Here is a 25,413-nt window from a genome sequence, read left to right as displayed (position 1 = left end):
ATGACGGCGACGAAACAAACCAACTTATCCGCGATCGGCATGCACTTCGATAACTGGCAGGATGCCGTTGAAGCAGCCATCGCCACCAACCAGCTCATGGTCACCGGAGAAGTCCGCGGTGGCCAGTTGGTGCAATTCAACGACTCTTCCGGCGCACAGCTAAACATTCTGGCTGTAGAGCCATTTTCTACTTTCGTTGGTTTCAATTCGTTAAGCCAGACTTATGCTCACGTCGAAATGATCAACGACGTGCTCAGCCTGTGCGAAATTATTGATCCGCAAGGAACGCCCGTAGCAACCGTGACTGCACACCTAGCACAGGGGCCATTGCTTGCCGATGAACCTGCGCAGCCATGGCAGCAAGTCACCATGGCGGTGCTTGCCGACGACGTCGAAGTCATTTCCGATGCCGCCACATGGCAACAGCGCAACCCGGGCGGACAGCTTGGTTCTGTCAGTTCTCGTGGTGCTGCGATTATCGAGTCTGGTTCTGGAGCACAAACCCCAGATGCCGCCACGACTTTTTCCGGTCAAGTAATCCAGTCCACTACGTTGCGCAACCAGCTGACCGGACAGGAATTTCATCATCTCGTATTGGATGCCCAGTTCCCACTGGACGTTTGCATCGCCACCGATGCATTAGCAACAGTTCCAGAAAAGGGGCAGATTGTACACGGTAATGGTACGTTGACCGCTGCAATCCTTGCCCCTAGCGGCGGTTGTGGATCTGGCGGCTGTGGCTGCGGTTCCGGCGGCTGTGGCTGCGGCGGACACTAGTACCCCAGGCACAAGCACAAACACTGTAGTAGATATAGGCTGGTAAGCGGACCCGAGGTATACCAACGATCGACTATCAAGTAGCAGCTTTGTATGTCACGCTAGTTTTTTAGGTTAGGTTATGTCTTCAACTACCCCCGGCGGTTATTCTCGCCAACGCATCGGCATCATCATTGTCGCATTGTTTGCGAGCTTCCTGGTGTGGTGGTGGTTGAAAGCCGCCGGAATCATCCTGGTGTTGGTAATCGGCGTCTTAGCCTGGTATTACGTTTCTTCGCGGCCTTCCTCAAATGAGGTACAAGCACTACGTGCCTCGATAAAGCTTTCACTCGACGAATTAGACGATGTGATCGCCGAATACGACGAGTTCGCTTACTCCCAAGAACCGGATTCTCTGGCTGACCGAACTATTCACCGCCCAGAACTGTTAAATAGCGACAGCGATGAGCCAGAGATCGAACGTTTTCACTACGAATATTCCACTGCACAGCGCTATCGCAACCGCATGCATGCGCATCTAGCTAACCCCCGCTTGGGAGTAAACCAGCTTGAAAGACTATTAAAAATTTCGGACGAACGAGTGTCCAACCTCCGGGAACATTGGTTCGCCGCGCGTCGTGCCGCCCAGCGCAAAGGGCCCGGCTCCACGAGAAGCAACTAACGGTAGCTACTCCGGTCCGAGGGACAGAATCCGTAGTTGCAAAAACTGTTACTGGTCCGCCAGTTCAATGTGGAAGGTACCTTGGGCAACGATGCGCGATGGGCCTGTCAGCGTTGCACCATCCTCACGGATTTCGACAGTTACAGTTCCCCCCGGTACGACGACGGTGACCGTGCCTTCTTGCTTGCCAGCATCCGCAAGGACTGCACAAGCTGTTGCTACAGTTCCAGTTCCGCAGGATTTTGTTTCACCAACCCCACGTTCAAAAACGCGCATATGCGTTGTGCCATCCACTAGTGGAGTCGCGATCTCCACATTGACTCCTGCCGGGAAGAAATCCTCATCAATACGCGGCGTCTGCAGCTGGAGACGAGCAATATCCTCCGAGTTCCATCCTGGAACTACCACCGCAAGGTGTGGGTTCCCCACATCGACCGCAATTCCTGCAAAAGATTCCCGGCCAATATGAGCCGTCGACAAGCCTGTGATTTCAGCCCGCCCCATTTCCACGCTGATAACTGCTTGCTGGCTATCCGGTATCCGCCCCGAATCGTCAACTTCCGCAACCTTGATGGTTTTATCCCCGGCGCGAGTAGCAATGCTGAATTGTGGCACCGTCTCGTAGCCCTGACGATAGAGCCAATGAGCAAAGACTCGAGTTCCATTGCCACACATCTCAGCTATAGAACCATCGGCGTTGCGGTAGTCCATGAACCAAGTGGCATTCGATTCGGATACTTGCGACACGTGTGGTTTTACGTGCTCGGTGCGAACAACACGTAGGATGCCATCGGCGCCTATGCCACCGGTGCGGTCACACAATGCTCGAACCTGTTCCTCCGTGAGGTCTCTCTGATTGCTGGGATCGTCAATGATGACGAAATCATTGTGGGTTCCGTGGCCTTTTGCAAAATCTATCTGGAAGTTCACAGGTTTTAAGTTTACCGGGGTGACAACGAACTGTGAGGATTTTCGATAGTCGCGCTCGAATTACCAATATTGTCCAGGTAGTTAATGGCTTGCCAGTACGGGTCTGCTGTGGCATCGAGCCAGACGATGCGCTTATCACGACGAAACCATGAGCGTTGCCTTCGGGCGTATTGTCGGGTCGCAATCAGTGTTTTTTCTTCGGCTTCTTCTGCGGTGAGCGCGCCGTCCAGCATTGCTAAAACTTGCGCGTATCCAATGGCACGGCCAGCGGTGGAATCAGCCACCAATCCTTGTCCTTGCAGTGCTCGTACTTCTTCTACCAGTCCTTGCTGAAACATATTGCGCGTACGCGTGGCGATGCGCTCGTTGTAGCATTGTGAATCAACATATAAGCCGAAAACCGTGGCGTTCCAACGATAAGCGGAGGTTTTATCTGGTTGGCTGGCTTGGAACGGCTTCCCTGTTAGTTCGATGACCTCCAAGGCACGGACGATGCGGCGTGGGTCGTTTTCTTCGATCACCGCAGCAGCAGCTGGGTCTACCTCCCGCAATTTGCGGTGGAGTGCTGTAGTACCTATTTCTTCCTGTAACTCATAATATTTCTCACGCACGGCGGGTTCGGTGGGAGGGAATTCCCACTGGTCCAGCAAAGCTTGGGCATACATCATAGATCCACCGACGATGATCGGTGTTTTCCCGCGGTCCAGGGTATCGTTAACATCCGCGACTGCGGCACGCTGAAAGGCCGCAACGGAGGCGGTATCGGTGACAGCAAGCACGTCGAGTTGGTGGTGCGGAATTCCCTGACGTTCTATCGGGTGCAGTTTAGCGGTGCCGATATCCATACCACGATAAAGTTGCATGGAATCAACATTGACAACTTCCCCGTCGAAATACTGCGCCAAGGCGAGTCCGAGATCTGATTTTCCCACCCCAGTGGGCCCCACTACTGCTAATGGTCGTGGGGGATGAATTCTATTTGCGCTTGCCATATCCTCTGCAAACCCCTTTGCGAAAACTATTAAAATTCCTGTTGGAAAAATCTATTTAAAACAGCTGCAGGCTCGATTAAACCGGTTGCTATATAGCGTGCCACTCCGTGGGTCGTGTCGAGATCGTGCAAATGCAAAGACGTGATTCCTCCTGCAGCTTTCAGCTGTGCAATTTCCAGCCAAAGCTCTGGTTCCCATACCCCTGCGCGAGATAACTGCTCGCTATTCGGATGTGTAGCGAAGCCAGGCCCGCTAGTGTTGCCACCGAGCAATGCTTGCGACCATTGATGTGCGTGCGACGCGGTCGGTAGTTCGGCCAACGGTGCGCTCTGGCTCAGGCCCGCACTGCCGTCTATCCCCATGAGCACCAGTGTTCCTAACTCGTGTTGGTGAGCGGCGAATTCTTGCAGGCTACCGTAGCTAGCAGTGATTAAAGGCTCCAGTTCATTACACAGGTAGCGTAGGACCAATTCCGCCAAATAGTGTCCGTCGGCAAGCTGAATCTCCGGTGCGCCCCACGCGCGGAAATTACCACGATGTTCGGTGCGCCAACGAGGATCTTGCGAGCCGACTAAAACAATCTCGGTAACAGGTGTGCCCGATTCGCGAGTGGTGTCGACAAGCATCCTCAATATTTCGCGAACGCGGTAGCGAATACGGCCGCTAGCGGTATCTGCTGGCGCTAATTGCGCAACAAGTGCAGGACTGGTCGGCACGATGCACAAAGGAAATGCCAGGGTCGAATGGCATATCGGTAAATCATCTGCATGCTTTTCTGCAGGGGTGATTTCTGCCGACTCAGCTGAAGATACGGAATTCATACTCACGATATCTAGCCTAACGGTTGTACCTTGGGAAAGAACGATATTGTATGAAACGACGAAGAAAGGCGTATGGCAGGTAAATTAGAAGTACTAACTTGCTACCCCCTAACAGACCAGAACAACCCAGACCGCACATAAACAACGCCTAGACAGCACCGGCTTGTTTAAGTTCACGAAACTTCGAGGACAATTAGCGATGACACAGCAGCACACCCCTAACCCAACTCCCGCATCTATTCCTAAACCGGGGCCTCGGCCACACGCTTCCGCACGCTCATCCTCCATGTCTGCCTCCACACCGACACCGGTGCCAGTATCTGCGCCGATTACCTCTAATCCGGAGGACCATGGCTATATCTCCACGGATGGAACCGTCTACCTCACCAGTGTTCTTGCTGGAAGTGAGCGCGTAGTCGGCTATTGGCAAGCTGGCAGCAAGGACGAAGGGCTAGCACACTACGGGGCTAAGTTCGACGAATTAGCCACCCAAGCTGAGGTGCTGGAAACTCGTCTACGCGCGCATCCGCATGATGCTGCAGCAATCGCCCGTTCAGCACAATCACAACGCGAAACCCTCCACGATGCTGCAGTCATCGGTAATCTACCCGCCCTGGACGAGCGGCTCGCCGAGATTAGTAAACGCTGCGACGATGCCGCCGAGCAAGCCAAGCGTGATCAGCAGCACCGTGCAACCGAGGCCAAAATTGCCAAAGACCGTTTGGCAACCGAAGCCGAAGAAATTGCAGACAACTCCACAGAGTGGAAAGCAGCAGGTAACCGGTTGCGTGCGATTCTGCAAGAATGGAAGTCCATTAAAGGCCTCGACAGAGCCACCGATGACGAATTGTGGAAACGTTTTTCCCGAGCTCGAGACGCATTCCACCGGCGAAGAGGTGCACACTTCGCAGATCTAGATAAACAACGCGCGCAAGCACAAAAAAGCAAAGAATTATTGGTAGAAAAAGCCGAGGCTTTACAAAACTCCACAGATTGGTCACGTACGGCTGGAGCTTATCGGGATCTCATGCGCGAATGGAAAGCCTCTGGGCGCGCGCCACGGGGTGCTGACGATGCCTTATGGACCCGATTCCGCGCTGCCCAGGATCACTTCTTCAGCGCACGAGATGCCGAACAAGCAGCCAAAGACGAAGAATTTGCTCAAAATGCAGAGCAAAAAGATGCGTTGCTTGCCCACTACGACGAGCTAATTGATCCGTCGAAAGGTATTTCCAGCGCCCGAGAAAAACTCCGAGAATTGCAAGAGAAATGGGACGCGATTGGCTTCGTCCCGCGCAATCAGGTTCGTACATACGAAGACAAGATCGCCGCTATAGAGGCTCGGGTAGCGGAAGCAGAGGATGCGGAATGGAAGCGCACAGACCCCGAAGCACAAGCCCGTATTGCCCAATTTCAAGCAAAAGTCGATGATTTCACTGCGCAAGCCGATGCAGCGCAGAAGGCCGGGAAACAAGCCAAAGCCGAAAACTTGCGCCACCAGGCCGAACAATGGCGCGAATGGACTCGAATGGCTGAACAGAGCCTAGAGAATCCTGAACAATAAAGGAATTTCTAGATTCTCATGCAGCTCGCGCAATTTTCCACTCCCATCCAGTCTCGGCAAGAACCTTCGGATTTCACGCCGCAAGCGCAAAATCTTCCTGAAAGCCAATTCATCCCCAGCGATGAGATTCGGGATTTTGTGCTTGCTGCTAACGTTGCAGCCCAAGATGCCGCAAAGGACCCTGCAGCTTCAACAGCACCTGAACGAGTTGTCTCCCAATTAGCGGGTTCGGCGGAATCGGCGACCTATCTGTTCGCTCTCTGCGAAAACGCACCCCTGGGTGAAGTCTCAGAGTTGTCCTATCCTCTTATTAGCTCTACCGAGCCCCCGCAACAATCCGGAATTCGCGGGCATGCTTGGCCCGGCGGAGAGCCTAATTTTGCAGGTTTTATTCACCTCACTTTGCCCTTGCTGGAAGATACCACCATCGCCGAAATCGAGTGTGTACTTGACCTGGACCTTCTTCCTTTACCAGGTGAGCGCGCTAGTAAAAAAGCGACAGCAGTAGCAAAATGTTTACTCGCTTATGCCGAAGATATCGCTATCCAGTTCGGCCGCACTCGCGCACAGATCACGCTGCATTATCCAGCAAACCACCCACCAAGCGCCGATCCGTTTTACTTCGCGATCACACACGCCGGTTATCAACAGCATTTAGGGCATGTCCAAGCATTTATTCCAGTCGAGAAACAGGAACAAAAACCCGTTACAGACACCCGAAACAGCAGAGGACCAAGCAGCACAGGACTAAGCAGCAGAGAACTAAACTACGAAATTGTCACGTGGCTAGATTTCGCAATTACGGAAAAATATTCTTCGCAAATACGCGAATTATTGACCATAGCTTCGGTCGATGTCCCTAACGGAGGCTTGGAACTAGAGCCAATCCACTGGACCCCAAGTCGGATGGCCCAAGCCGCTAAGCGCTTGCGGGCACGCGGTGGTACTACCCTGCTGGTCGGAATCGTCGACAAGCACACAGGAAAGATCTGTGCACTCACAGAAATTGCCCGACACTATGGCTCTGATCCCTCGGTAGCGGAATGGACTCTAACGGTCACTGCACGCGAAAATCGGAATCAGGGCCTAGCAAAGTTGGTCAAACGTCACGCAATCGCTGCTGCGCGTGCACACTGGCCAAGTGTGCAACGCATTTATGGTTCGGTCCCTGAGCAGCCCGACCAGATGCGCGCTATTTATCGCGCCCTGGGAGCCTCCGAATTCAGTTGCAGCTCCACCTGGGAAAAATCGCTCGATGCCAACTAATCGTTCTCGCTAGCACGCGAACCTGCCCGACGACGCCTGTCGTCAACAAACAATGGGTTGGAATCATAATCTGTATGCTGCACCGTCATACCGGAGACGCGTTTTAACCGAGTGACCTCGTCAACCGTGGTCGAATCCGCACGCATGCGTGCTGCAGCTCGTTGTTCCGGATTCTTTTTCAAAGCAACCGCACAATACGCGCCAAACGCAAGCACCGCGCCGAGAATGCCAACATACATGCCGATGGAATGCGGCGCGTTCTCAACACCGTGTGGGCCCGTATGACGCACCCACAACGAGAACAAAGAATACGGCAAGGCAACCGCTACGCACATCCAACCGACCAACCCAGCGGGCGCGAATTTGGTGAGCAACACAGAGGTGCTCGCAAGCCCAATACCTATGGTTAACAACACTGCCCAGACTTGTTCAATCACAGTAGTTATGTCACTGCTACCGAACAACATTTCATAGCCGCGAGTATTACCAGCATACGGGAGAATCAAGAACCCCACATACGCGAAAACTGCGCCTCCCAGTGGGTAGACAGCTTTACCTAAAGTCATAGTGCGCGCTGCTCGTTTTTCTACCGCCGCAGATTTTTCCGCGTCCGGTCGAGAATTTGATCTCGCTGGTTGTTGTGATGGCCAAGTAGTCATATTTTCGATGCTATTAGACAGCGTTAATTGCTGCGAGTCGACACCGTCGGCAAGCCCAGGCTTACGCCAACAGGTGCGGTGCTCGGGGTCTTGCCTGCACTCGACATATCACCGGCCTTAGTTCGACGATGTTGGCTAACTCCACCATCAGCAATCAGGAAATACGGTTTTGCGGCAGTGATCGTGGTTGTGACGACATCTCCTGGACGGATCTCACCGTCTAAGTCTCCGCGTGGAGAAAAGTGCACCAAACGGCCGTCGCGGGCACGCCCAGATAACCGGTTGGTTTTCTCATTTTTACGTCCTCCGCTTGCTTGGACAAGTAACTCAACCTCAGTCCCTATCAACGCACGATTGTCTTCCAACATGATCTCATCTTGCAAAGCAACCAACCGCTCGAAGCGATCTTGCACGACTTCTTTAGGCACCTGAGCTTCCATCTCTGCTGCCGGTGTACCAGGACGCGGCGAATACTGGAAAGTGAAGGCCGACGAGAATCGAGCACGCCGAACTATGTCCATTGTGGCCTGAAAATCTTCCTCAGTCTCACCGGGAAAACCGACAATGATATCAGTGGTGATCGCAGCACCAGGAATCTTCTCGCGCGCCTCATCGACAATCTTCATGAATTTCTTGCTGCGATAAGACCGGCGCATGTCTTTGAGGACCTTGTCAGATCCTGATTGCAAAGGCATATGCAACTGCGGGCAGATGACCGGGTATTCGGCCATTACGTCGATAACATCACTGGTGAATTCTGCAGGGTGTGGGCTAGTAAAGCGCAAACGATCGAGCCCCTCGATCTGAGCGCACGCTGCGAGCAGCTTAGAAAACGCACTGCGATCGCGTTTGAGTTCAGGATCAACAAAGTTGACGCCATAAGCATTGACATTCTGTCCCAAAAGGGTAACTTCACTCACCCCCTGCTGTACCAGCGCCTCAACTTCGGCGAGGATATCTCCTGGCCGACGGTCGATTTCTTTACCGCGCAAGGACGGTACGATGCAAAAAGTACAGGTGTTATTGCATCCAACCGAAATGGAGACCCACCCAGAATACGCAGATTCGCGTTTTGCCGGTAAGACTGAAGGAAAATCTTCTAAAGCATCAACAATTTCGACCTGAGCTTGTTCATTATGCCGCGCACGCTCTAACAAGGCAGGCAGCGACCCCATGTTATGAGTGCCGAACACAGCATCCACCCAGGGTGCATTGTCTAAAACTGCATCTTTGTCTTTTTGCGCCAAGCAGCCGCCAACAGCAATCTGCATTCCTGGGTGGTTTTGCTTGGTTTTCTTTAGGTTACCAAGGGTACCGTATAAGCGTTGATCAGCGTTTTCACGCACTGCGCAGGTGTTAAAAACAATAAGATCCGGCTCGACTGGGCCAGAGTTTTTGGATTCCGAATCAGTGCTCTTATCCGAACGGTACTCTGCTGCCGAAACATATCCAGCATCTTCCAGCAATCCGGCTAGGCGTTCAGAATCATGTACATTCATTTGACAGCCAAAAGTACGAACCTCGTACGTCCGAGGGCTCGTTTCCGATTGTTCTGTTTTTATGTCTGCTAAATTTTCAGCTACATCTGCGCAATTCTCTTTGGCAGCCCCGTGACAGACTTTTTCGGTCTTCGCCGGCTCAGCCACGTCAACGGACGGTTGCCACATTTCAGTGCTATTTTCCCTATATTCATTGCGCATGCTCACGGGAGTTCATTGTAGTTACTGGCAGCGCGAGTTCATAACAGCACGCTACCAGCCATCTCTTGCGCCGACATGCCACCATATAGGGATCTAGGTTGGTGCCTCAGTTTCATCGTGTCCGTTCCCTGCAGCAACCGAAATTGGTGAACTACGGTTTTGCGTTCTCGACCAGACCTTGTTCCGCTCTTCCTTTCTGTCGCTGTCGCCGAGCTTTCCGCCACCGTGCTAATAATGACGATGGATAATCACCAGAATTACCTAAGGCCGCTGTTAGCCGATCTAAGAATACAGCCAAAATCACCACAGCAAGACCTGCTTCCAAACCTTGGCCGAGATTAAGCGTCGAGATCGCTGCAACGACTTCTTTACCAAGACCGTCGGCACCCACCATGCCTGCAATAACCGCCATCGACAGCGAAAGCATGATTATTTGGTTTATCCCCGCCATAATCGACGGCATCGCCATGGGAAGTTCGATTCCGCGCAAAATTTGTCGATCAGTAGCACCATAGGCACGTCCCGCTTCCACGACCTCGGGGTCAACATGGCGAATCCCCAGTTCAGTCATACGTACCCCCGGAGCCAGAGCAAAGATGATCGTCGAAAAGGTTCCCGGAACCACACCGATAGAAAAGAACATCACTGCAGGCAACAGATAGACAAAAGCCGGCATTGTCTGCATAAAATCCAAGATAGGGCGCACCACTGCCGAAACCCGATCATTTTTTGCCGCCCAGATCCCGACAGGGAGCGCAATGACCACTGCGACCAGCGTCGCGATTATCACCATCGCCATAGTGTCGAGCATTTGTTCCCACTGCCGTAGCCCCATCACTAACAAGAAGCTCATACACGCGTTAAGCGCTAGCCGCCATGACCGCAGTGCCCAACCTGCGCAAGCAAAAATGGCCAACAACAGGATTGCTGGTATTGCTTTTAACCCATCCGCGAGAGCTTCGACCAGAAATTTTGTGATCTCAGAAAAAACATCAAAGATCACTGAGGCATTCTCCCTCAGCCACATGAGCGCATTATCGCCCCAGGTGCCGAGAGGGATGCGCGGGATAATTTCTTCGCTCAATGCCATTAGCGTCCGCTTTCTTCGAGAAGGTTAGTATCGTTCGCCGCAGCAGCAAGCAAACGTTCTCGAGTAATAATGCCTTCGATCTCACCGATGTCGTTCTTGACCACGAGCGGGGCATCATTGCGAGCAGAATGCGTAAATAAATGCGCGATTGGAGTCCGTGAGTTCACGATGAGCTCACTGCTAAGCGCTGCGCTAACAAATTGCTGCGATTCCGCTTGTGTGCAGATATCTCCGGCCACTAGCACGCGAGCACGGTCAATATCCTGAATAAACTGAGCTACGTAGCTATTTGCGGGTTTGCGCAAAATCTCACCGGCAGTACCAATCTGTTCAATACGACCATCTCGCATGACTGCGATTCGGTCTCCCACACGCATGGCTTCATTCAGGTCGTGAGTAATAAATACCACAGTTTTTCCTAGCTCTGCTTGGAGATTTAGCAGGTAATCTTGCATTTCTTTCCGGATCAACGGATCCAAAGCAGAAAACGCTTCATCCATCAGAAGGATCTCGGCGTCGTTAGCAAGAGCACGAGCGAGGCCGACGCGTTGTTTCATACCACCTGAGAGCTCATCCGGGCGATAATGCGACCAGCCGTCAAGCCCCACCAGTTGTAGGGCTTTGGTTGCTTTTTCTTCGCGCTCAGTTTTGCCTACACCTTTGATTTCTAAGCCATAAGCGGCATTTTCTCCTACACTTCGGTGCGGTAATAGCGCAAAGTTTTGAAATACCATGGAGATATTGTCTCTACGCACTGAACGCAACTCAGCTTCTGACATCTCGGTGATGAGACGACCACCTAAGCTCAGCTCCCCGGCTGTCGCGGGATGCAGTCCATTGACCATGCGCAGCAAGGTTGATTTTCCACTTCCGGATAGCCCCATGACGACGAACACTTCTCCAGGAACCACCTCGAAGCTTGCGTCGATGACTGCAGCTGTCAAACCTTGGTCGCGCAGCTCTGTACGAGTGGTCCCAGTTCTCAGTGCTTGCACCCCCCGAGCAGGATCTTTCCCAAAAATTTTATACAGTCCGTTGGCAATTATTCCGGACATGAATGCTCTCCTCTAATTTTGAAAACCGTATATACACGGCCTAATGCCCGTGCACGAGAGCATGTTCCGAGCCGCAAGTTTTTCTTCTTCGTCAGTTTCACCGTCAAAGTAACAGGTTGCTATGAACATCTCAGTTTCGCCGCTACCCAGGTCCAGTAGATTCTCGGCGCCTTCTCCGTAATATAGCTAACCTGCTACATATATGCGGTTTAAAACATCGACTGAGAACTCTACGTTCTCATCGTGATTTGCTGCCGGTCTGGGCCAAACCCTAGCGAACTTCGGTTCCTAACTCATCACATCGCTTGTCGAGAGCTTGTCGTGCAATGCCGAGTGCCATCCCCTGGCCAAAACCTCGCCGCGCAAGAACCCCGACAATTTTCCGCAGCTCTTTGTCATAATCTGCACGATCTTCCACTCGCTTTACCTTCTTGGCTTTTTTCCTTGCCAAGGTTTCTGCGAGCGCGGCCTCGTCGTCGTCATCGATTTGTTCTAGTGCCTGCGCCCTAATCCCCGGGGCGATGCCCTTGTCCGCCAATTCATGGTCGAGCACCAACCGTGTCTTCCCACGTCGCTGGTGTCGCTGATGGACCCACTCGTGTGCAAATTTCTCGTCATTCAATAATTCAGAATGTTCTAAATCAGCGATGACTTCGTCGATAACCTCTGCTTCGAATTCTGCATCGAGAAGTTTACCGCGCAGCTCCTGCGTGGAGCGTGCACGGTAATTGAGTAGGCCGAGGGCCTTCTTGCGCACCGGTGTTTTTGCTTCTTCTAGCTCGCGATCGATGAAAGCCGAACCATCCGAGTTTTTGGCGGTGTGTGCGGCAATGGCATCCCGCAACTGCGTAATTTTTCGTGCACTCGGCTGCGAATCGCCACGAGATTGATGCGCAGGCTGGTTACTCTTCGGAGTCATCGAAATCTGGCGCACCGTCATTAACGTCTGCGTTATCGCTCAATGGTGTATCTGATCCTGGAACATCGAAGTTTTCGGCATCCTTATTATTCTTGGCTGCGTATTTACCAATTCCAAGCTTCTGGAAAATCTTTTGCTCTAGTTCATCACTCAAATCAGGGTTCGATTTCAGGAACTGACGGACTTTTTCTTTTCCTTGGCCAAGCTGCTCCCCTTCGTAGGTGAACCAGGAACCAGATTTTTTCACGATATTGTTTTCTACGGCCAGATCAATGATCGAAGACTCACGTGAGATACCTTCACCATACATGATGTCAAATTCAGCGACCTTAAACGGTGGCGAAACTTTGTTTTTGACAATCTTGATTTTTGTCCGGTTGCCGATCGCATCTTGGCCGTCTTTTAGAGTTTGGATTCGACGAATATCGCAACGAACTGAAGAATAGAACTTCAAAGCTTTGCCACCAGTGGTGGTTTCTGGTGAGCCAAACATCACACCAATTTTCTCGCGCAGCTGGTTAATGAAGATCGCGGTGGTACCAGAGTTGTACAAAGCGCCAGTCATCTTCCGCAATGCCTGCGACATCAAGCGCGCTTGCAGTCCGACGTGCGAATCTCCCATCTCGCCTTCGATCTCGGCCTTTGGTGTCAAGGCGGCAACCGAGTCCACCACGATGATGTCGATTGCGCCGGAACGAATCAACATATCCGCAATTTCTAATGCTTGCTCTCCAGTATCTGGTTGCGAGACCAGCAAGTTATCGGTGTCGACGCCTAAGAGTCGAGCGTATTCCGGATCGAGCGCGTGCTCAGCATCGATGAACGCCGCAATACCGCCTGCCTTCTGAGCTTCTGCAATCGCATGCAAAGTTACAGTCGTTTTACCCGACGATTCTGGGCCATAGATTTCCACGACTCGACCACGCGGGAATCCTCCAATCCCCAATGCGACGTCGATTGCGGTATTACCGGATGAGATCGCCTGGATTGGAGGACGGTCATCGTCACCCAAACGCATAACCGCACCCTTGCCGTAGTCCTTCTCGATCATCGCCATCGCGGCATCTAAGGCCTTCTGGCGGTCTGCCCCGGCGTTATCGGATTTCTTGCTATTAGTTTTTTTCTTTGTTGCCATTTCCTCTACTTTCACTAGGACTCATGGAGAGTACCTAATCACATCAATTAACCGCGTCGGCATGTACTGTCATGCAACCGCGATCGTCATTTTCCTGTACTGCATATCAATTAGACTGCGTCCGCTTACTTTTGGTTCCACGGATCATCCTGCCCCAGCTAACCGGTTTTGCACCTGGCGACGCGGGATTCATGCGGTAGCAGGACCCTTACCAGCCGGGATTATCTTTACCTAGGCGACGTTCTTCTGGAATACGAAAATCATGCATGATTCCATCCCAAATTTCTGCCGGATCACATCCCGCGTCGATGAGTTCGTCGGCAGTAGCTTCACGGCCTGTTAACACATGTGAATGCGCTATCCATTTCGCCTGAGTTTCGCCAAACTCATCATTGAGCAGGCGACTGAATTCGGTTAACCGCATAACGTCACCGCCTTAAAATCGACATCTTATTGGTGCTGATGTGACTTATTCGCCACGGAGCTCACGCATACGTTTCGCAATCTCATCTTGTGAAACCTGTGGCTGTGAATTCTGCTGCGTCTGGGAGCTGGCTTGCTGTCCAGATTCCACTTGTTTCGGGGCAGTAGATTGCCCTTGCGTGACGGATTGTTGCGCAGAGTTCGAGCCAGCCATCTCCGCACGAATCTGCTCGAGTCGCGAATGCCCTGCCATCTGGATACCGGCCTGCTTGACCTCGTGCATGCGATTCTGAACTGAATTCTCGGACAACTCAGCTTGACCGAGAGCACGAGAATAACGTTGCTCAATCTTGTCGCGCACACTATCGAGTGAAGGAGAAGAATCATTGGTGAGATTGTTCATGGAGTTCAACGACTCCGAAACCTTCTCCTGCATCTTGGCCTGTTCCAGCTGGCTCAACAACTTCGACCGTTGCTGGAACTTTTCTTGCAGTTGCATGTTGTTCCGTTCAACTGCCTGCTTGGCTTGATCCGCCTGTTTTAGCGCCTGATCGTGTAGCTGCTTAGTCTCTTCCACGGATTGTTCTGCAGTCACCAGTTGTGCAGCAAAAGCTTCAGCAGCATTTTCGTATTCAACTGCCTTGCGCTCATCGCCCTCGCGGCGAGCCTTATCTGACAGTTCAAGAGCCTGTTTAGTATTGGACTGAAGTTTTTCGACCTCATTAAGGCGGCGGTTCAACTGCATTTCTAATTGCCGCTGGTTACCAATAACAGCAGCTGCCTGCTGCGATAATTCGTGGTGCTGGCGTTTTGCGTCGCTAATCGCCTGCTCGATCTGAACTTTCGGATCCGCATGTTCGTCGATCTTGGAATCGAACAGAGCCATGAAGTAGTTCCATGCTTTACTGAAAGGATTAGCCATGCTTAATCAAACGCCTTCCTATGTGCGTATCGAGGTCAATAAGTAGGTCTCGCAGTCCCTATAGAACCACAAATCAACGGAATCAATGGACCGACGAACTGCGCGAATTCTACAGCTCCGAGACTGGTTCTGCTGCAGCCGGGGAAGCTTTCGCCAGTTCTTGGTCTACCGAAGTCATTGCCATATTTCCAGCAGCTTCGATGAGCACGTCAGCAACAGTTGCATTCAACGCGTGACAGACAGATGCTAATAGTTCCGACGAGACTTCCTTGCGTCCGCGCTCTAGCTCGGAAATATAGCCCGGCGAAACCCGAGCCGCTTTCGCAAGTTCACGCAACGTGACACCTTTATCGGCGCGAAAAGCACGCAGCGCGAGCCCTAAGGCTTGCCGCAATAACGGTTCCGGCTGCGCCAGACGTTCATGATACGCAGTGCGCTCTCCGGTGATAATCGGAGTATCGAGTACTACTGATTGAGTTGCCATCACTAATTCCAACGATTCGAGTTCATTATTTGTTCCCACTCGAAATGTGGGATCTTCGGCAAGTATACAACGACCTTTCACGCGAAGGACGGACTTTACCGGTTTAAGCAAAAGCATTTTCGAGAGCTGTCTAGCACGAAGGAACAAGAATCTATGGTTAATTTAAGGTGCTCTAGTGCAAAGTGATTTTCTCGTATAAAAGCTGAATTGCAGCATCCACAGCATTACCACGAACCTGCGCACGCGAGACATCCGGCCATTGATAGAAAGCCGATTCGCCGTTTCCCATCTTCGGGCCGGCTACCGCAACATAAACATCACCAGAAGCGTGACCGTCCGCAGCCCCTGGCCCAGCCACACCAGTCAGAGACACAGCCCAATCACTCTCACAAACTATGCGGGCTCCGGCGGCCATTGCCCTCGCACATTCTGCAGAGACAACACCATAATGTGCAATCACTTCGGCATCGACTCTAGCTAAAGAAGTTTTCAGATCCGCAGAATAAGTCACCAACCCACCTCGTAACACTGCCGAAGCCCCCGGGATATCGGCTATCCGTGCTGCCAGCGCACCGGCAGTCAAAGACTCACAGGTAGCTAGAGTCTGCCCCCGTGATTCCAATACCCCAAGCACCGTTCCAGCATTAATAAAGTTTTCGTCTGCTTCACTCACACTAATTCTCCCGTTGAGAATCCCGAAGATAGACGTATCCCGTCCATAAAGTAACTGCAACGGCGGCTAACATTACAAGCAACGTCGGAATATTCATCCAACTTGGCAGTGGACAAAGATATAGGGCAACTGCGAGAGACTGGAGCGCCGTCTTGAGCTTCCCTCCTTGGCTAGCAGGAACCACTTTTCCTTGACGCAGCAAGGCAAAACGCCAAACTGTTATGCCAAATTCGCGAACGAGGATTACAACAGTGATCCAAACTGGCAACTCGCCGATGACATTCAAGCTGACTAAGGCTGCCGTCATGAGTGCTTTATCGGCAATAGGGTCTGCAATTTTGCCGAAGTTCGTCACGAGCCCGCGCGCTCGGGCTATATCTCCATCGAGTTTGTCCGTGACCATAAGAGCCGCAAAAACCAGGAAAGCAGCCCACATCCAAGCGATTTCGGTTCCCCCGCCTGCAAGGACGAGCCATACAAAGACCGGTATAAAAGCGATCCGCATACTCGTGAGAACGTTCGGGAGATTTAGGTTAGACGGCTTCGCAGATGTGGTACTCACACCTAGAACCTTACCCCTTCAGCGTTACGCGTCTGGTCATACCCCCGCGGCTTTGCGGGTATCAACGGCACCTTGAGCTACATCGCGACGAGATTTAATGATCGAGGCAATAACGGTCACAACCAATGTCGCAACAATGAACACTAGCGAACCGACCGTGGATACTTCTGGCACTGCAAGATTCTCGCCACCGTTAATAAAAGGCAGGTTGTTTTCATGCAGTGCATGCAGCAGAAGTTTGATGCCAATAAATCCTAGGATCACGCCTAATCCGTACGCCAGATAGATCAAGCGATCTAGCAACCCGTCGAGAAGGAAATACAGCTGACGCAGTCCCATCAACGAAAAGGCATTTGCAGCAAACACCAGGTAAGCCTCGGTCGTAATACCGTAAATTGCCGGAATTGAATCAAAAGCAAACATGACGTCGATAAACCCAATTGCCAACAGTGCTACCAGAAGCGGTGTGACAGCGGTTTTTCCGGACTTACGAACGACCAATTTATCCCCGTGATAGTCCTTTGTCACTGGCATAATCTTGCGTATTGCTTTGATGATAAACATGTCATTCGGATGGGTTTCTGGCTTATCCCGAAACTCATCAACGACAAGTTTAATCGCGATATACAGCAAAAAGATCGCGAATATATAGAAGATATCGGACCATGCAGAGATCAAGGCAGAACCAGCCAGAATGAATATCAAGCGAAAAACGAGAGCCAAAACAATGCCGATCAACAATACTTTTTGTTGATACTTACGAGGCACTTGGAAAGCTCCGATAATCAATGCAAAGACAAAGAGATTATCGATTGACAAGGCTTTCTCAGTCACATAGCCCGTAAGGTACTCGATTCCATGCTCAGCATCCCAGCCAAACCACACGACCGCACCGAAAAGAAGAGCCAGACCAATATAAAACGCCGACCAAAAGCCAGCTTCTTTTAGTGTCGGCGCGTGTGGCGTGCGCACGTGACTATAGAAATCGAAAATGAAGAACCCTGCGATGACAGCGATCGTAATCAACCAAATAAAAAGTGGTACTCCCACCATGACCTCCGGTCAGCATGTAGATGGACCAGAGGTCTCTCCTACCGCAGTATCCGCATAATTACGAGCTCTTAGGAGCCTCAATGCGCTCATACTGGGCCGACAGAACCGGGTACAGAAGGCTTCGTACCGTGTTGACGATTACTGTCGCGTCGAGGATACTCCCCTCCATGGACTGCACAACAGTCTAGCGCACTGAACCAAAGATGTGGTTATTCAATGCGCTAAAAAGCTTGTGACGTTGGATTATACGTAGCTTTTGTAATATGAGCTGAACCATCCGTGTCACCAGCGGAGTCCTCGACAACGTTATCTGGCTGCCCCTGATTCTGCTGCTCTTGCACTTCTCGCGGGGCGTCGGCCGGATCTGCTCCCTTGATCATCCAAATCGTAGTGTCAAGTTCTTCTGGCTTCGTTAATACTTCGCGCGCCTTCGAGCCCTCCGATGGGCCGACGATTCCGCGGGTTTCCATGAGGTCCATCAGGCGCCCAGCTTTTGCAAAACCGATACGTAGCTTCCTCTGCAACATAGATGTTGAGCCTAATCCGGAAGTCACCACAAGCTCGACGGCTTCCAGCAAGTCGTCCATATCCTTGCCGATATCATCATCGATTGCTTTTTTCGCCTCGGCTTGTTTGTCCTCGGTAACGCCCTCGGTATAGTCCGGTTCCCCTTGCTCCTTCGCTGCCTCGACGACGGCGTACACCTCATCGTCGGACACAAATGCACCCTGCATACGCACTGGCCTTCCACCCTGTGGAATGAATAAACCATCACCCATACCAATAAGCGACTCTGCGCCTGTTTGATCCAGGATCACACGCGAGTCTGTGGAAGACGAAGTCGCGAACGCCAACCGCGACGGCACGTTAGTCTTGATTAGACCAGTAACGACATCTACCGATGGACGTTGCGTAGCAAGGACCAAGTGAATACCAGCTGCACGCGCTTTTTGCGTGATCCGCACGATGGATTCCTCGATCTCCTTCGGGGCCGTCATCATAAGATCTGCTAACTCGTCCACCACGCACACGATGAATGGGTACGGTTCCATCTTCCGTTCGGACCCCGCCGGGGCTTGCACCTCACCGGTGCGCACTTTGTGGTTGAAATCCTTAATATGACGCACGCGCGCCGAGCGCATGTCTTGGTAGCGCTGCTCCATTTCTTCCACCAACCACTGCAACGCCGCTGCGGCTTTCTTCGGTTGCGTGATAATCGGTGTAATCAAATGCGGGATGCCCTCATACGGGGTCAATTCCACCATCTTGGGGTCCACCAGGATCAACCGAACATCATCCGGAGTGGCGCGAGTTAACAGTGAAACCAACATCGCATTAACGAAAGCCGATTTACCAGAACCAGTCGAACCGGCGACCAGCAAATGGGGCATTTTCTGAATCGACGACGAGATGAATTCGCCTTCAATATCTTTACCCAACCCAACCAATGTCGGATCTTCATCTCCCGCGATAACCTCAGATTCCAGGACATCACGCAAGCGAACGATCTCCCGGTCGGAATTCGGCACTTCGATACCGACTGCAGACTTTCCGGGGATCGGAGCGAGAATACGCACACTGCCAGTGGCTACCGCGTAGGCAAGGTTCGATTGCAAGTTCGTAATCTTGCTAACCTTCACACCTGGCCCAAGCTCAACGATATAACGCGTCACTGTTGGCCCACGGGTAAAACCGGTGACCTGCGCATCAACCTTAAATTCCGCAAAACATGCATCGATGGCTTCAATTGTGCGGTCATTTATCTCCGTCCGGGTTTTCGGAGCTCGCCCCGGTTCCAATAGACCTGCAGAAGGAATCGTATATTCAGTGGCCAATTTCGATGCTTGCTGAGTCGCGCCTGCGTCTTCACGCGGTCCATCATTAATCTGCGACGCCAAACCAACCTGGGTTGCTTGTTGCGCCTCAGGCTGACGAGCGCCAGACTGCGGTTTTACTCCGAGCACACGAGTTTGTCGCGCCGTATCCTGGTACTTGGTATCCACGGTGCGCGGGTTTTCTGCAGCTTGCTTTTGTTGCAGCCCGGATTGAGCTTGGTCCACAGCATCTTCTGGCGCTAGAGGCAGCTCTTCTGTCTTCTCTACTTCTGGTTCCGTACGAGCAGACCTGGACCTCGTTGGACTGTCCAAGATCGCAGGAAACTCATCCGTATCACTTGCCGTCGGCGCATTTTCCAAACCAGCAGCAGTCTTCGAAACCTGCTCCTGATGTTCTCGAGAACCATTACTGGAAAGCACCTCAGTGTGCTCTACCTGAGATGGTTGTTCGATGCGAGGAAAAAGTCCGGTGCTCTTCTTAGCATTAGCAACTACATCGTGTGTCCCTGCGGTGCTTGACTGGGTTGTTGTGAAACCTGGCCGCTTAGACTGCGAAGCCACTGGATTCGTCCGCAACGGCGCGCGTCGACGTGGCGTGCGTTGTGCTCCAGATGCAATGGCTGCAATTTCGTCGTTCGCTCGCCCGTAGGCATCCCCGTATTCATTGTGGCCGCCGACCGACTCCCGATCGGGATCAGCATCCAAATTTTTGTTGCTATTTCCAGAAATTACATTACGCAAATACTCAGTAAACTCTTTGACCGTAATTCCGGTGACCTTCAATGCACCATAAATAATGACTAGGAACAACAGAGGAACAGCAACATAGGGACTGAATCCAGCAGCTAATGCTCCGCCTGTCCATGCCCCGAGTGCACCACCAGCGACAAATCGTTCCGGCCATTCTGCTGGTGCTCCGGAAAATAGATGGATCAATCCGAGCATAGAAATAACGATCAACGCAGTCCCCATGGATACACGAACCCTGTGTTCTACAGCCACGCGTCTGCCGGAAAACAACGCCGATGCTGCGAGAATGAGCGCGACGGGGATAATGAAGGCACCGGCCCCCAACACGGCATGGGTGGCCGTCGCGATGGCCCGACCAATAAATCCAGCGATATCAAGCCACACAGAAGCACCCAGAACGATGGCAACACCAATCAGTGTTAAGGCAATCGCATCAGAGCGTGACGAAGGTACGCCCGCCTCCGGCTTCACCGCAGGGAGAGCTGACTCGGAGGCAGCAACCTCACTCCCCCCAGTCTGCTCAGCGTGTGCATCATCACTCTGCTGGTCTAAGCCATCAGCTGACACATGATTATCGGTCGCGCGTTTCTTTTCTCGTGATTGCGCCATCACGCCTGAACTACGTTGTCCCTTTTTTGTCTTAGCCTTCTTGCCCGTCATGTCTGTCGAGTAGAGATCTTCGTCTAATCCTGCAGGTGAATTTTTCCGCTTCTTGTTCCTGCCAGCTGCTTGCCGGCCCATTTCGGTAGCATCGGCATCTGTGTCGACACCATCGGTCAAGTCGTCGTAGTCGGCATATGCCTCGTAATCGTCATCATCCTGGCCAATATTTCCGAACTTTTTGAGCGCACCTGATGTTTTCGAAAATGCAGTGGCAATACCTGAGCCCACAGCACGGAAAGCACTTCCCGTACGTTCATGCGAAGTATTGGCTGCACGTTGCGCAGAACCAAAAACTACAGTTTCTAGGTTTGCAGAATCAGAATTCTCCTCCCTAGATTTCGCGGGATCTCCACCAGTCTTTTCCGGCATTCCAGAACTTAATTTTTTCCCGGCTGTGCGACCAGAGCGGGTGCGCGGAGCCGGGCGAGTCGAGTTGGCGCGGGCTTTGTTACGCTCGCCGCCACCACGATGATTGCGAGGGCTGGTGGACTTTACAGACATGCCCCATACCCTAATGCCTCAATGCCCAATATCCCCAAGCGCCACACCAATTTCGTGCATTAACTTACACAACTGTTAGTCAAGTCTAAAAGCTTGATCGAACGATAGCGCTCTCTTCCCCTGTGATCTCAACGCTGACTGCATTACGTCCAAATCCCCACAAGATCAATTCACCAATATCCCCTGACACACGCACCACATCATCACCCTTATCGACTACGCCCCAGCTTCCACCGAAGGTCAATGGTGGGAAACCAGTCGCAGAGAGAATGATGGGTAGTCGAGATCTCCCCAGCGTTGTTTTAGCAAGCAGGGGCAAGGCTCTGGCTAAGGATTTCTCCCCCTCCAAGCTAATTTCCCGCCGTTGCCAATTCGGTTCCGCACGGCGGACATCTTCATGGTGAACAAAGTTTTCTACTGCATTAACCTTCGCTTCAACCAATCGGAATAAGGAAAACTGCGGAGGCCCCTGCCGCCAATTTTCTACAAGCTGCTCGTAACGCTGTGCCTTTGCCTTTTCTTGCACTTTCCTAAGATGCGACGACAATGACGGGACAAACATACCTAACGCCGCATCCGGACGATGTTCGCGCACCCACAAGTGCGCTGCTAAATCTGCTGTCTTCCAACCCGAACATAAGGTTGGGGCATCAGGACCACGTTTGAGCATTAAGTCTGCCAAGCATTGGCGTTCCGAATCAGAAAAAGACATGTTTCCCAGGGTACCCTGGGAAACATGTCTTACTGAGGAAAGCGAGCTTAGACGGACTCGCGAGAATTATCGACTTCTTCGTCGTCGACGATCTCTATTTCCGAAGCCATTGGTACAACGGTCGGAAGGATAACAGGTTCGCGTTTCCAATTTTGCTCGATGAAGCGAGATACTTTCCGGCGCAACTTCTGCACCATGCGGTAGGTGTCGTTTTCACCTTCCGCAGCAAGATCATTCATCGTATTATCCACGAGCTCGACAACCTGCGGGATCAAGGCACGATCATCTTCTGCAAAGCCCGTTGTCTCCACACGTGGGCGCTCCAAAAGCTGTGAAGTTCGGTTATCGACCACGCACGTAATAGAAACGACGCCACCAGCGCCCAAGCTCGTACGGTCAGCCAAGGTATCCGCATCGACGTTGCCCATATTTAGGCCATCAACGTAGAGGTTTCCAACGGTCTTTTGTCCGACAACCTCTGCTTTACCGTTAGCCATATCAATGACCACGCCATTCTGGGCCAACATGACTCTCTCGCGCGGAACCCCGGTAGAAATGGCAAGCTCTTTGTTGGCACGTAGATGCCGCCATTCACCGTGGACTGGCCATGCATTTTTTGGTCGCGCTGCGTTATAGAGGAATAACAGTTCACCAGCATAACCGTGGCCCGACGAGTGCACCTTAGCATCTGCGTTGGTAATCAGCTCAGCGCCGATCTGCGAAAGCATATTCATCACGCCAAAAACTGCTTCTTCGTTACCAGGGATCAGCGAGGAAGACAGGATAATAAGATCTCCTGCTCGAACGGTGATCTGCCTATGCTCGCGACGAGCCATGCGCGACAATGCAGCCATCGGCTCACCCTGCGTGCCGGTAGTGATGAGCATCGTCTTGTGCGGGGCCATCTTTGAGGCTTCTTCAATCGGGATGATGGTTCCTTTTGGTACACGTAGGTACCCCATCTTTTCCGCGATCTCCATGTTTCGCAGCATCGAGCGTCCGTTAAAAGCGACCTTACGGTGCGCTGCTACCGCGGCATCAATGGCGGCCTGCACACGGTAAACGTTAGATGCAAATGACGCAACGATCACACGGTTTTTCGCAGACGCCACAATCCGCTTCAACGTCGGAGCGATATCTGCCTCGGTAGCAGAAACACCAGGAACGGTTGCATTGGTGGAATCACACAGCATTAGGTCTACGCCTTCGTCACCATAACGTGACAAGGCTGGAAGATCTGTCGGGCGATTGTCCAATGGGGTCTGATCCAGCTTAATATCGCCCGTGTGAATGATTGAACCAGCTGGGGTGTTCAACATGATTCCCAGCGCGTCTGGGATGGAGTGATTGACAGCCCAGAAACGGCAACGGAACGGACCGTAGCTGACATCTGACTTTTCGTTAACTTCCACCATCTTCGGCTTCTGGCGGTGTTCTTTAGTCTTCGCAGCAATCAACGCCAAAGTGAATTTCGAAGCCACAATTGGAATATCTGGCCGCAGCTTCAGCAGCCATGGGATAGCCCCAATGTGGTCTTCGTGCGCGTGTGTCACAACAAGCGCTTCTACCTTATCGATCTTCTTTTCGATCGGGCCGAAGTCAGGCAAGATCAAGTCGACGCCTGGTTCTCCAGACGACGGGAATAACACGCCACAGTCGATGATCAGCAACTTGCCATCGTACTCAAAGACGGTCATGTTGCGACCAATCTCCGAAATTCCACCAAGAGCGTACATACGCAGCGAGCCTTTTTGCAGCTGGGGTGGTTCTGGCAGGCGTTTGGTGAGATCAGCGCCTTGCATCGATTTCGGTACGTTACGGCGACCACGATTGTTGTTGCCGCCCTGGTTGTTACCGCTACCCTGGTTGTTGCCACCACGGCCACGGTTATTTCGCCCACGGGAGCCACGGCCACGACCTTTAGCGGAGTTGCCTCCGTTATTGTCCTTGCCGTCGCCATGGTTGTTTTCGCTGTCTTTAGCGGCGCCTTGTTTATTCGAACCAGAGTCTTCCCGGTTATTAGAGCGGGGATTCTTGCCAGATTTTTTGTTATCCGGCTTATTGGGTTTGCCCTGCTTCTGCGCCCCCTGTTTATTAGGCTTGTTCGACTTCTGTCGGTTTTGGTTGTTACCAGCACCATCGTCGTCGGATCCACCAGACTGTGAATTCGCCTCTGGTGGCTTGAACGAAGGGCTTGGTGCGGTATCAGTGGCACCACTAGATTGTGACAGTGATTGCGCTACGGTTGCAACGTCCTCCGGTGGCCCCGCTTTTCGGGAAACTTTCCGGGAACGGGTGCGAGATTCAGTCATCTATAAGACTCCAGCTTGGTCCAAATCACGGCGTAACCCATCCACCTGCTCGTCGTCTAACGGAGCGAGTGGCAGACGTGGTTCGCCTACTTCAATTCCCTGTTCGCGCAGGGCTGCTTTAGCAAAATTGGCACCTCCCAGACGCTGCTGCGCCTGGATTAACGGTGTTAATACATTTGTGTGGATTTCTCGCGCACGGGCGAGATTTCCCTCGTCATATGAGTCGTACAACTCACGCAAAGCTCGTGGCGCGGCGTGTCCGATAACGGAAATAAAGCCGCTGGCCCCGACGGACAGCCACGGCAAATTGGCCGGGTCGTCACCGGAATACCATGCGAGTCCAGTTTCTTGCATGAGGTTACAAGCAGCATGCAGATCACCTTTGGCGTCTTTGACTGCTTTGATGGTGGGCAACTTAGCAAGTTCGGCAATCGTGTCCGACTCCACTGAGATGCCCGAGCGTCCAGGAATGTCATACAAACTGATGGGCAAATCGGTTGCCTGCGCCACCGCTGTGTAATGAGCGATAAGGCCCGCCTGACTTGGCTTCGAATAATACGGCGTGACCACTAACAAAGAATCGGCTCCCGCTTCAGCGGACTTTTTTGCTAGATCGATCGTAGTTGCCGTGTTATTCGTACCGACACCTGCCATAATCTTGGCACGGTCACCGACCTCATCTTTGACAGCCTTCAGAAGTTCAAGTTTCTCGTCCACCGTCGTAGTCGGTGACTCTCCGGTGGTACCGGATACTACAAGGGCATCCAGGCCGTTATCCACCAAGTGAGCGGCTAGTTTTCGAGCAGCCGGTATATCCAAGGCACCGTCCTTATCGAACGGGGTCACCATGGCAACACTGACGCTGCCGAATGTCTCGACTCCAGTCTTGACTGTCAAACCTGTGCTCATGCTGCTCTAGGTTACCCGTTAACCACGCCCAACCACGAACCGGCG

The 25,413-nt window shown here is 52.3% G+C and carries 23 protein-coding genes; 4 read left to right on the top strand and 19 right to left on the bottom strand.

What is annotated here, in order from left to right; genetic code table 11:
* Together HMPREF1292_RS07305 and HMPREF1292_RS07300 are read left to right on the top strand one after the other, a co-directional pair.
* Positions 1–777: a hypothetical protein gene (locus HMPREF1292_RS07305; RefSeq protein WP_023019358.1), complete on the top strand. Its 777-nt coding sequence runs from the start codon at positions 1–3 to the stop codon at positions 775–777.
* A 121-nt stretch (positions 778–898) separates the two neighbouring features.
* Positions 899–1,438 carry a hypothetical protein gene (locus tag HMPREF1292_RS07300; protein ID WP_023019357.1) on the top strand — a complete coding sequence of 180 codons (540 nt, stop codon included), beginning with the start codon at positions 899–901 and terminating at the stop codon, positions 1,436–1,438.
* A gap of 48 nt (positions 1,439–1,486) precedes the next feature.
* Here the strand turns inward: HMPREF1292_RS07300 and dapF are convergent, their stop codons facing one another.
* The 3 genes from dapF to HMPREF1292_RS07285 are packed head-to-tail and all read right to left on the bottom strand — an operon-like array spanning position 1,487 to position 4,187.
* A complete protein-coding gene (gene dapF, locus HMPREF1292_RS07295) occupies positions 1,487–2,368 on the bottom strand; it encodes a diaminopimelate epimerase (protein WP_021352622.1) in 882 nt (293 codons plus the stop codon).
* An 11-nt stretch (positions 2,369–2,379) separates the two neighbouring features.
* Positions 2,380–3,360, bottom strand: a complete 981-nt coding sequence (miaA, locus tag HMPREF1292_RS07290) for a tRNA (adenosine(37)-N6)-dimethylallyltransferase MiaA (protein WP_023019356.1) — start codon at positions 3,358–3,360, stop codon at positions 2,380–2,382.
* 29 nt (positions 3,361–3,389) lie between these two features.
* Positions 3,390–4,187 (bottom strand): hypothetical protein, encoded by a 798-nt coding sequence (locus HMPREF1292_RS07285; RefSeq protein WP_126849809.1) that lies wholly within the window; start codon positions 4,185–4,187, stop codon positions 3,390–3,392.
* Between the two features lie 193 nt (positions 4,188–4,380).
* Here HMPREF1292_RS07285 and HMPREF1292_RS07280 point away from each other — a divergent pair, with 193 nt between their 5' ends.
* Together HMPREF1292_RS07280 and HMPREF1292_RS07275 are read left to right on the top strand one after the other, a co-directional pair.
* Positions 4,381–5,745 carry a DUF349 domain-containing protein gene (locus tag HMPREF1292_RS07280; protein WP_023019354.1) on the top strand — a complete coding sequence of 455 codons (1,365 nt, stop codon included), beginning with the start codon at positions 4,381–4,383 and terminating at the stop codon, positions 5,743–5,745.
* 18 nt (positions 5,746–5,763) lie between these two features.
* A complete protein-coding gene (locus tag HMPREF1292_RS07275) occupies positions 5,764–7,011 on the top strand; it encodes a hypothetical protein (RefSeq protein WP_021352627.1) in 1,248 nt (415 codons plus the stop codon).
* Here the strand turns inward: HMPREF1292_RS07275 and HMPREF1292_RS07270 are convergent.
* The 16 genes from HMPREF1292_RS07270 to dapA all read right to left on the bottom strand — a co-directional run bounded on the left by HMPREF1292_RS07270 (position 7,008) and on the right by dapA (position 25,368).
* Entirely contained in the window at positions 7,008–7,670 is a 663-nt protein-coding gene (locus tag HMPREF1292_RS07270; protein WP_034645202.1) for a hypothetical protein, read from the bottom strand. The genes HMPREF1292_RS07275 and HMPREF1292_RS07270 overlap by 4 nt on opposite strands.
* 23 nt (positions 7,671–7,693) lie before the next feature.
* Positions 7,694–9,232: a tRNA (N6-isopentenyl adenosine(37)-C2)-methylthiotransferase MiaB gene (gene miaB, locus HMPREF1292_RS07265; protein ID WP_034646032.1), complete on the bottom strand. Its 1,539-nt coding sequence runs from the start codon at positions 9,230–9,232 to the stop codon at positions 7,694–7,696.
* A gap of 289 nt (positions 9,233–9,521) precedes the next feature.
* Complete coding sequence (locus tag HMPREF1292_RS07260; RefSeq protein ID WP_023019351.1) at positions 9,522–10,460, bottom strand: proline/glycine betaine ABC transporter permease; 939 nt, start codon at positions 10,458–10,460, stop codon at positions 9,522–9,524.
* Positions 10,460–11,515, bottom strand: a complete 1,056-nt coding sequence (locus HMPREF1292_RS07255) for a glycine betaine/L-proline ABC transporter ATP-binding protein (protein ID WP_021352632.1) — start codon at positions 11,513–11,515, stop codon at positions 10,460–10,462. The genes HMPREF1292_RS07260 and HMPREF1292_RS07255 overlap by 1 nt, the downstream gene beginning before the upstream one ends.
* Before the next feature lie 271 nt (positions 11,516–11,786).
* Complete coding sequence (locus HMPREF1292_RS07250; RefSeq protein ID WP_051137463.1) at positions 11,787–12,434, bottom strand: regulatory protein RecX; 648 nt, start codon at positions 12,432–12,434, stop codon at positions 11,787–11,789.
* Positions 12,418–13,569: a recombinase RecA gene (gene recA, locus HMPREF1292_RS07245; RefSeq protein ID WP_023019349.1), complete on the bottom strand. Its 1,152-nt coding sequence runs from the start codon at positions 13,567–13,569 to the stop codon at positions 12,418–12,420. Before recA ends, HMPREF1292_RS07250 begins: the two co-directional genes overlap by 17 nt.
* A 208-nt stretch (positions 13,570–13,777) precedes the next feature.
* A complete protein-coding gene (locus HMPREF1292_RS07240; RefSeq protein ID WP_021352635.1) occupies positions 13,778–13,993 on the bottom strand; it encodes a DUF3046 domain-containing protein in 216 nt (71 codons plus the stop codon).
* 45 nt (positions 13,994–14,038) lie between these two features.
* Positions 14,039–14,914, bottom strand: a complete 876-nt coding sequence (locus tag HMPREF1292_RS07235) for a PspA/IM30 family protein (RefSeq protein ID WP_027017885.1) — start codon at positions 14,912–14,914, stop codon at positions 14,039–14,041.
* A 109-nt stretch (positions 14,915–15,023) separates the two neighbouring features.
* Positions 15,024–15,398: a helix-turn-helix domain-containing protein gene (locus HMPREF1292_RS07230; RefSeq protein ID WP_027017884.1), complete on the bottom strand. Its 375-nt coding sequence runs from the start codon at positions 15,396–15,398 to the stop codon at positions 15,024–15,026.
* Between the two features lie 172 nt (positions 15,399–15,570).
* A complete protein-coding gene (locus HMPREF1292_RS07225; protein ID WP_023019346.1) occupies positions 15,571–16,071 on the bottom strand; it encodes a CinA family protein in 501 nt (166 codons plus the stop codon).
* Between the two features lies 1 nt (position 16,072).
* Positions 16,073–16,633 carry a CDP-diacylglycerol--glycerol-3-phosphate 3-phosphatidyltransferase gene (pgsA, locus tag HMPREF1292_RS07220; RefSeq protein ID WP_023019345.1) on the bottom strand — a complete coding sequence of 187 codons (561 nt, stop codon included), beginning with the start codon at positions 16,631–16,633 and terminating at the stop codon, positions 16,073–16,075.
* 36 nt (positions 16,634–16,669) lie between these two features.
* On the bottom strand, positions 16,670–17,686 hold the full coding sequence (locus HMPREF1292_RS07215) for a TerC family protein (RefSeq protein ID WP_027017882.1): 1,017 nt from the start codon (positions 17,684–17,686) through the stop codon (positions 16,670–16,672).
* A gap of 221 nt (positions 17,687–17,907) precedes the next feature.
* A complete protein-coding gene (locus HMPREF1292_RS07210) occupies positions 17,908–20,880 on the bottom strand; it encodes a DNA translocase FtsK 4TM domain-containing protein (RefSeq protein WP_369707195.1) in 2,973 nt (990 codons plus the stop codon).
* A 640-nt stretch (positions 20,881–21,520) separates the two neighbouring features.
* Positions 21,521–22,147, bottom strand: coding sequence for a TIGR03085 family metal-binding protein (locus tag HMPREF1292_RS07205; RefSeq protein WP_023019342.1), 627 nt, complete (start codon positions 22,145–22,147; stop codon positions 21,521–21,523).
* A gap of 47 nt (positions 22,148–22,194) precedes the next feature.
* A complete protein-coding gene (locus tag HMPREF1292_RS07200; protein WP_023019341.1) occupies positions 22,195–24,459 on the bottom strand; it encodes a ribonuclease J in 2,265 nt (754 codons plus the stop codon).
* Positions 24,460–25,368 carry a 4-hydroxy-tetrahydrodipicolinate synthase gene (gene dapA / locus HMPREF1292_RS07195; protein ID WP_023019340.1) on the bottom strand — a complete coding sequence of 303 codons (909 nt, stop codon included), beginning with the start codon at positions 25,366–25,368 and terminating at the stop codon, positions 24,460–24,462.
* Positions 25,369–25,413 lie beyond the last annotated feature (45 nt).

It is taken from the genome of Corynebacterium sp. KPL1995, from assembly GCF_000477935.1.
GTDB classification, from domain to species: Bacteria; Actinomycetota; Actinomycetes; order Mycobacteriales; family Mycobacteriaceae; genus Corynebacterium; species Corynebacterium pseudodiphtheriticum.
The sequence above is the reverse complement of the archived record's forward strand: the minus strand, read 5'-3'. Positions and strand labels throughout refer to the sequence as shown.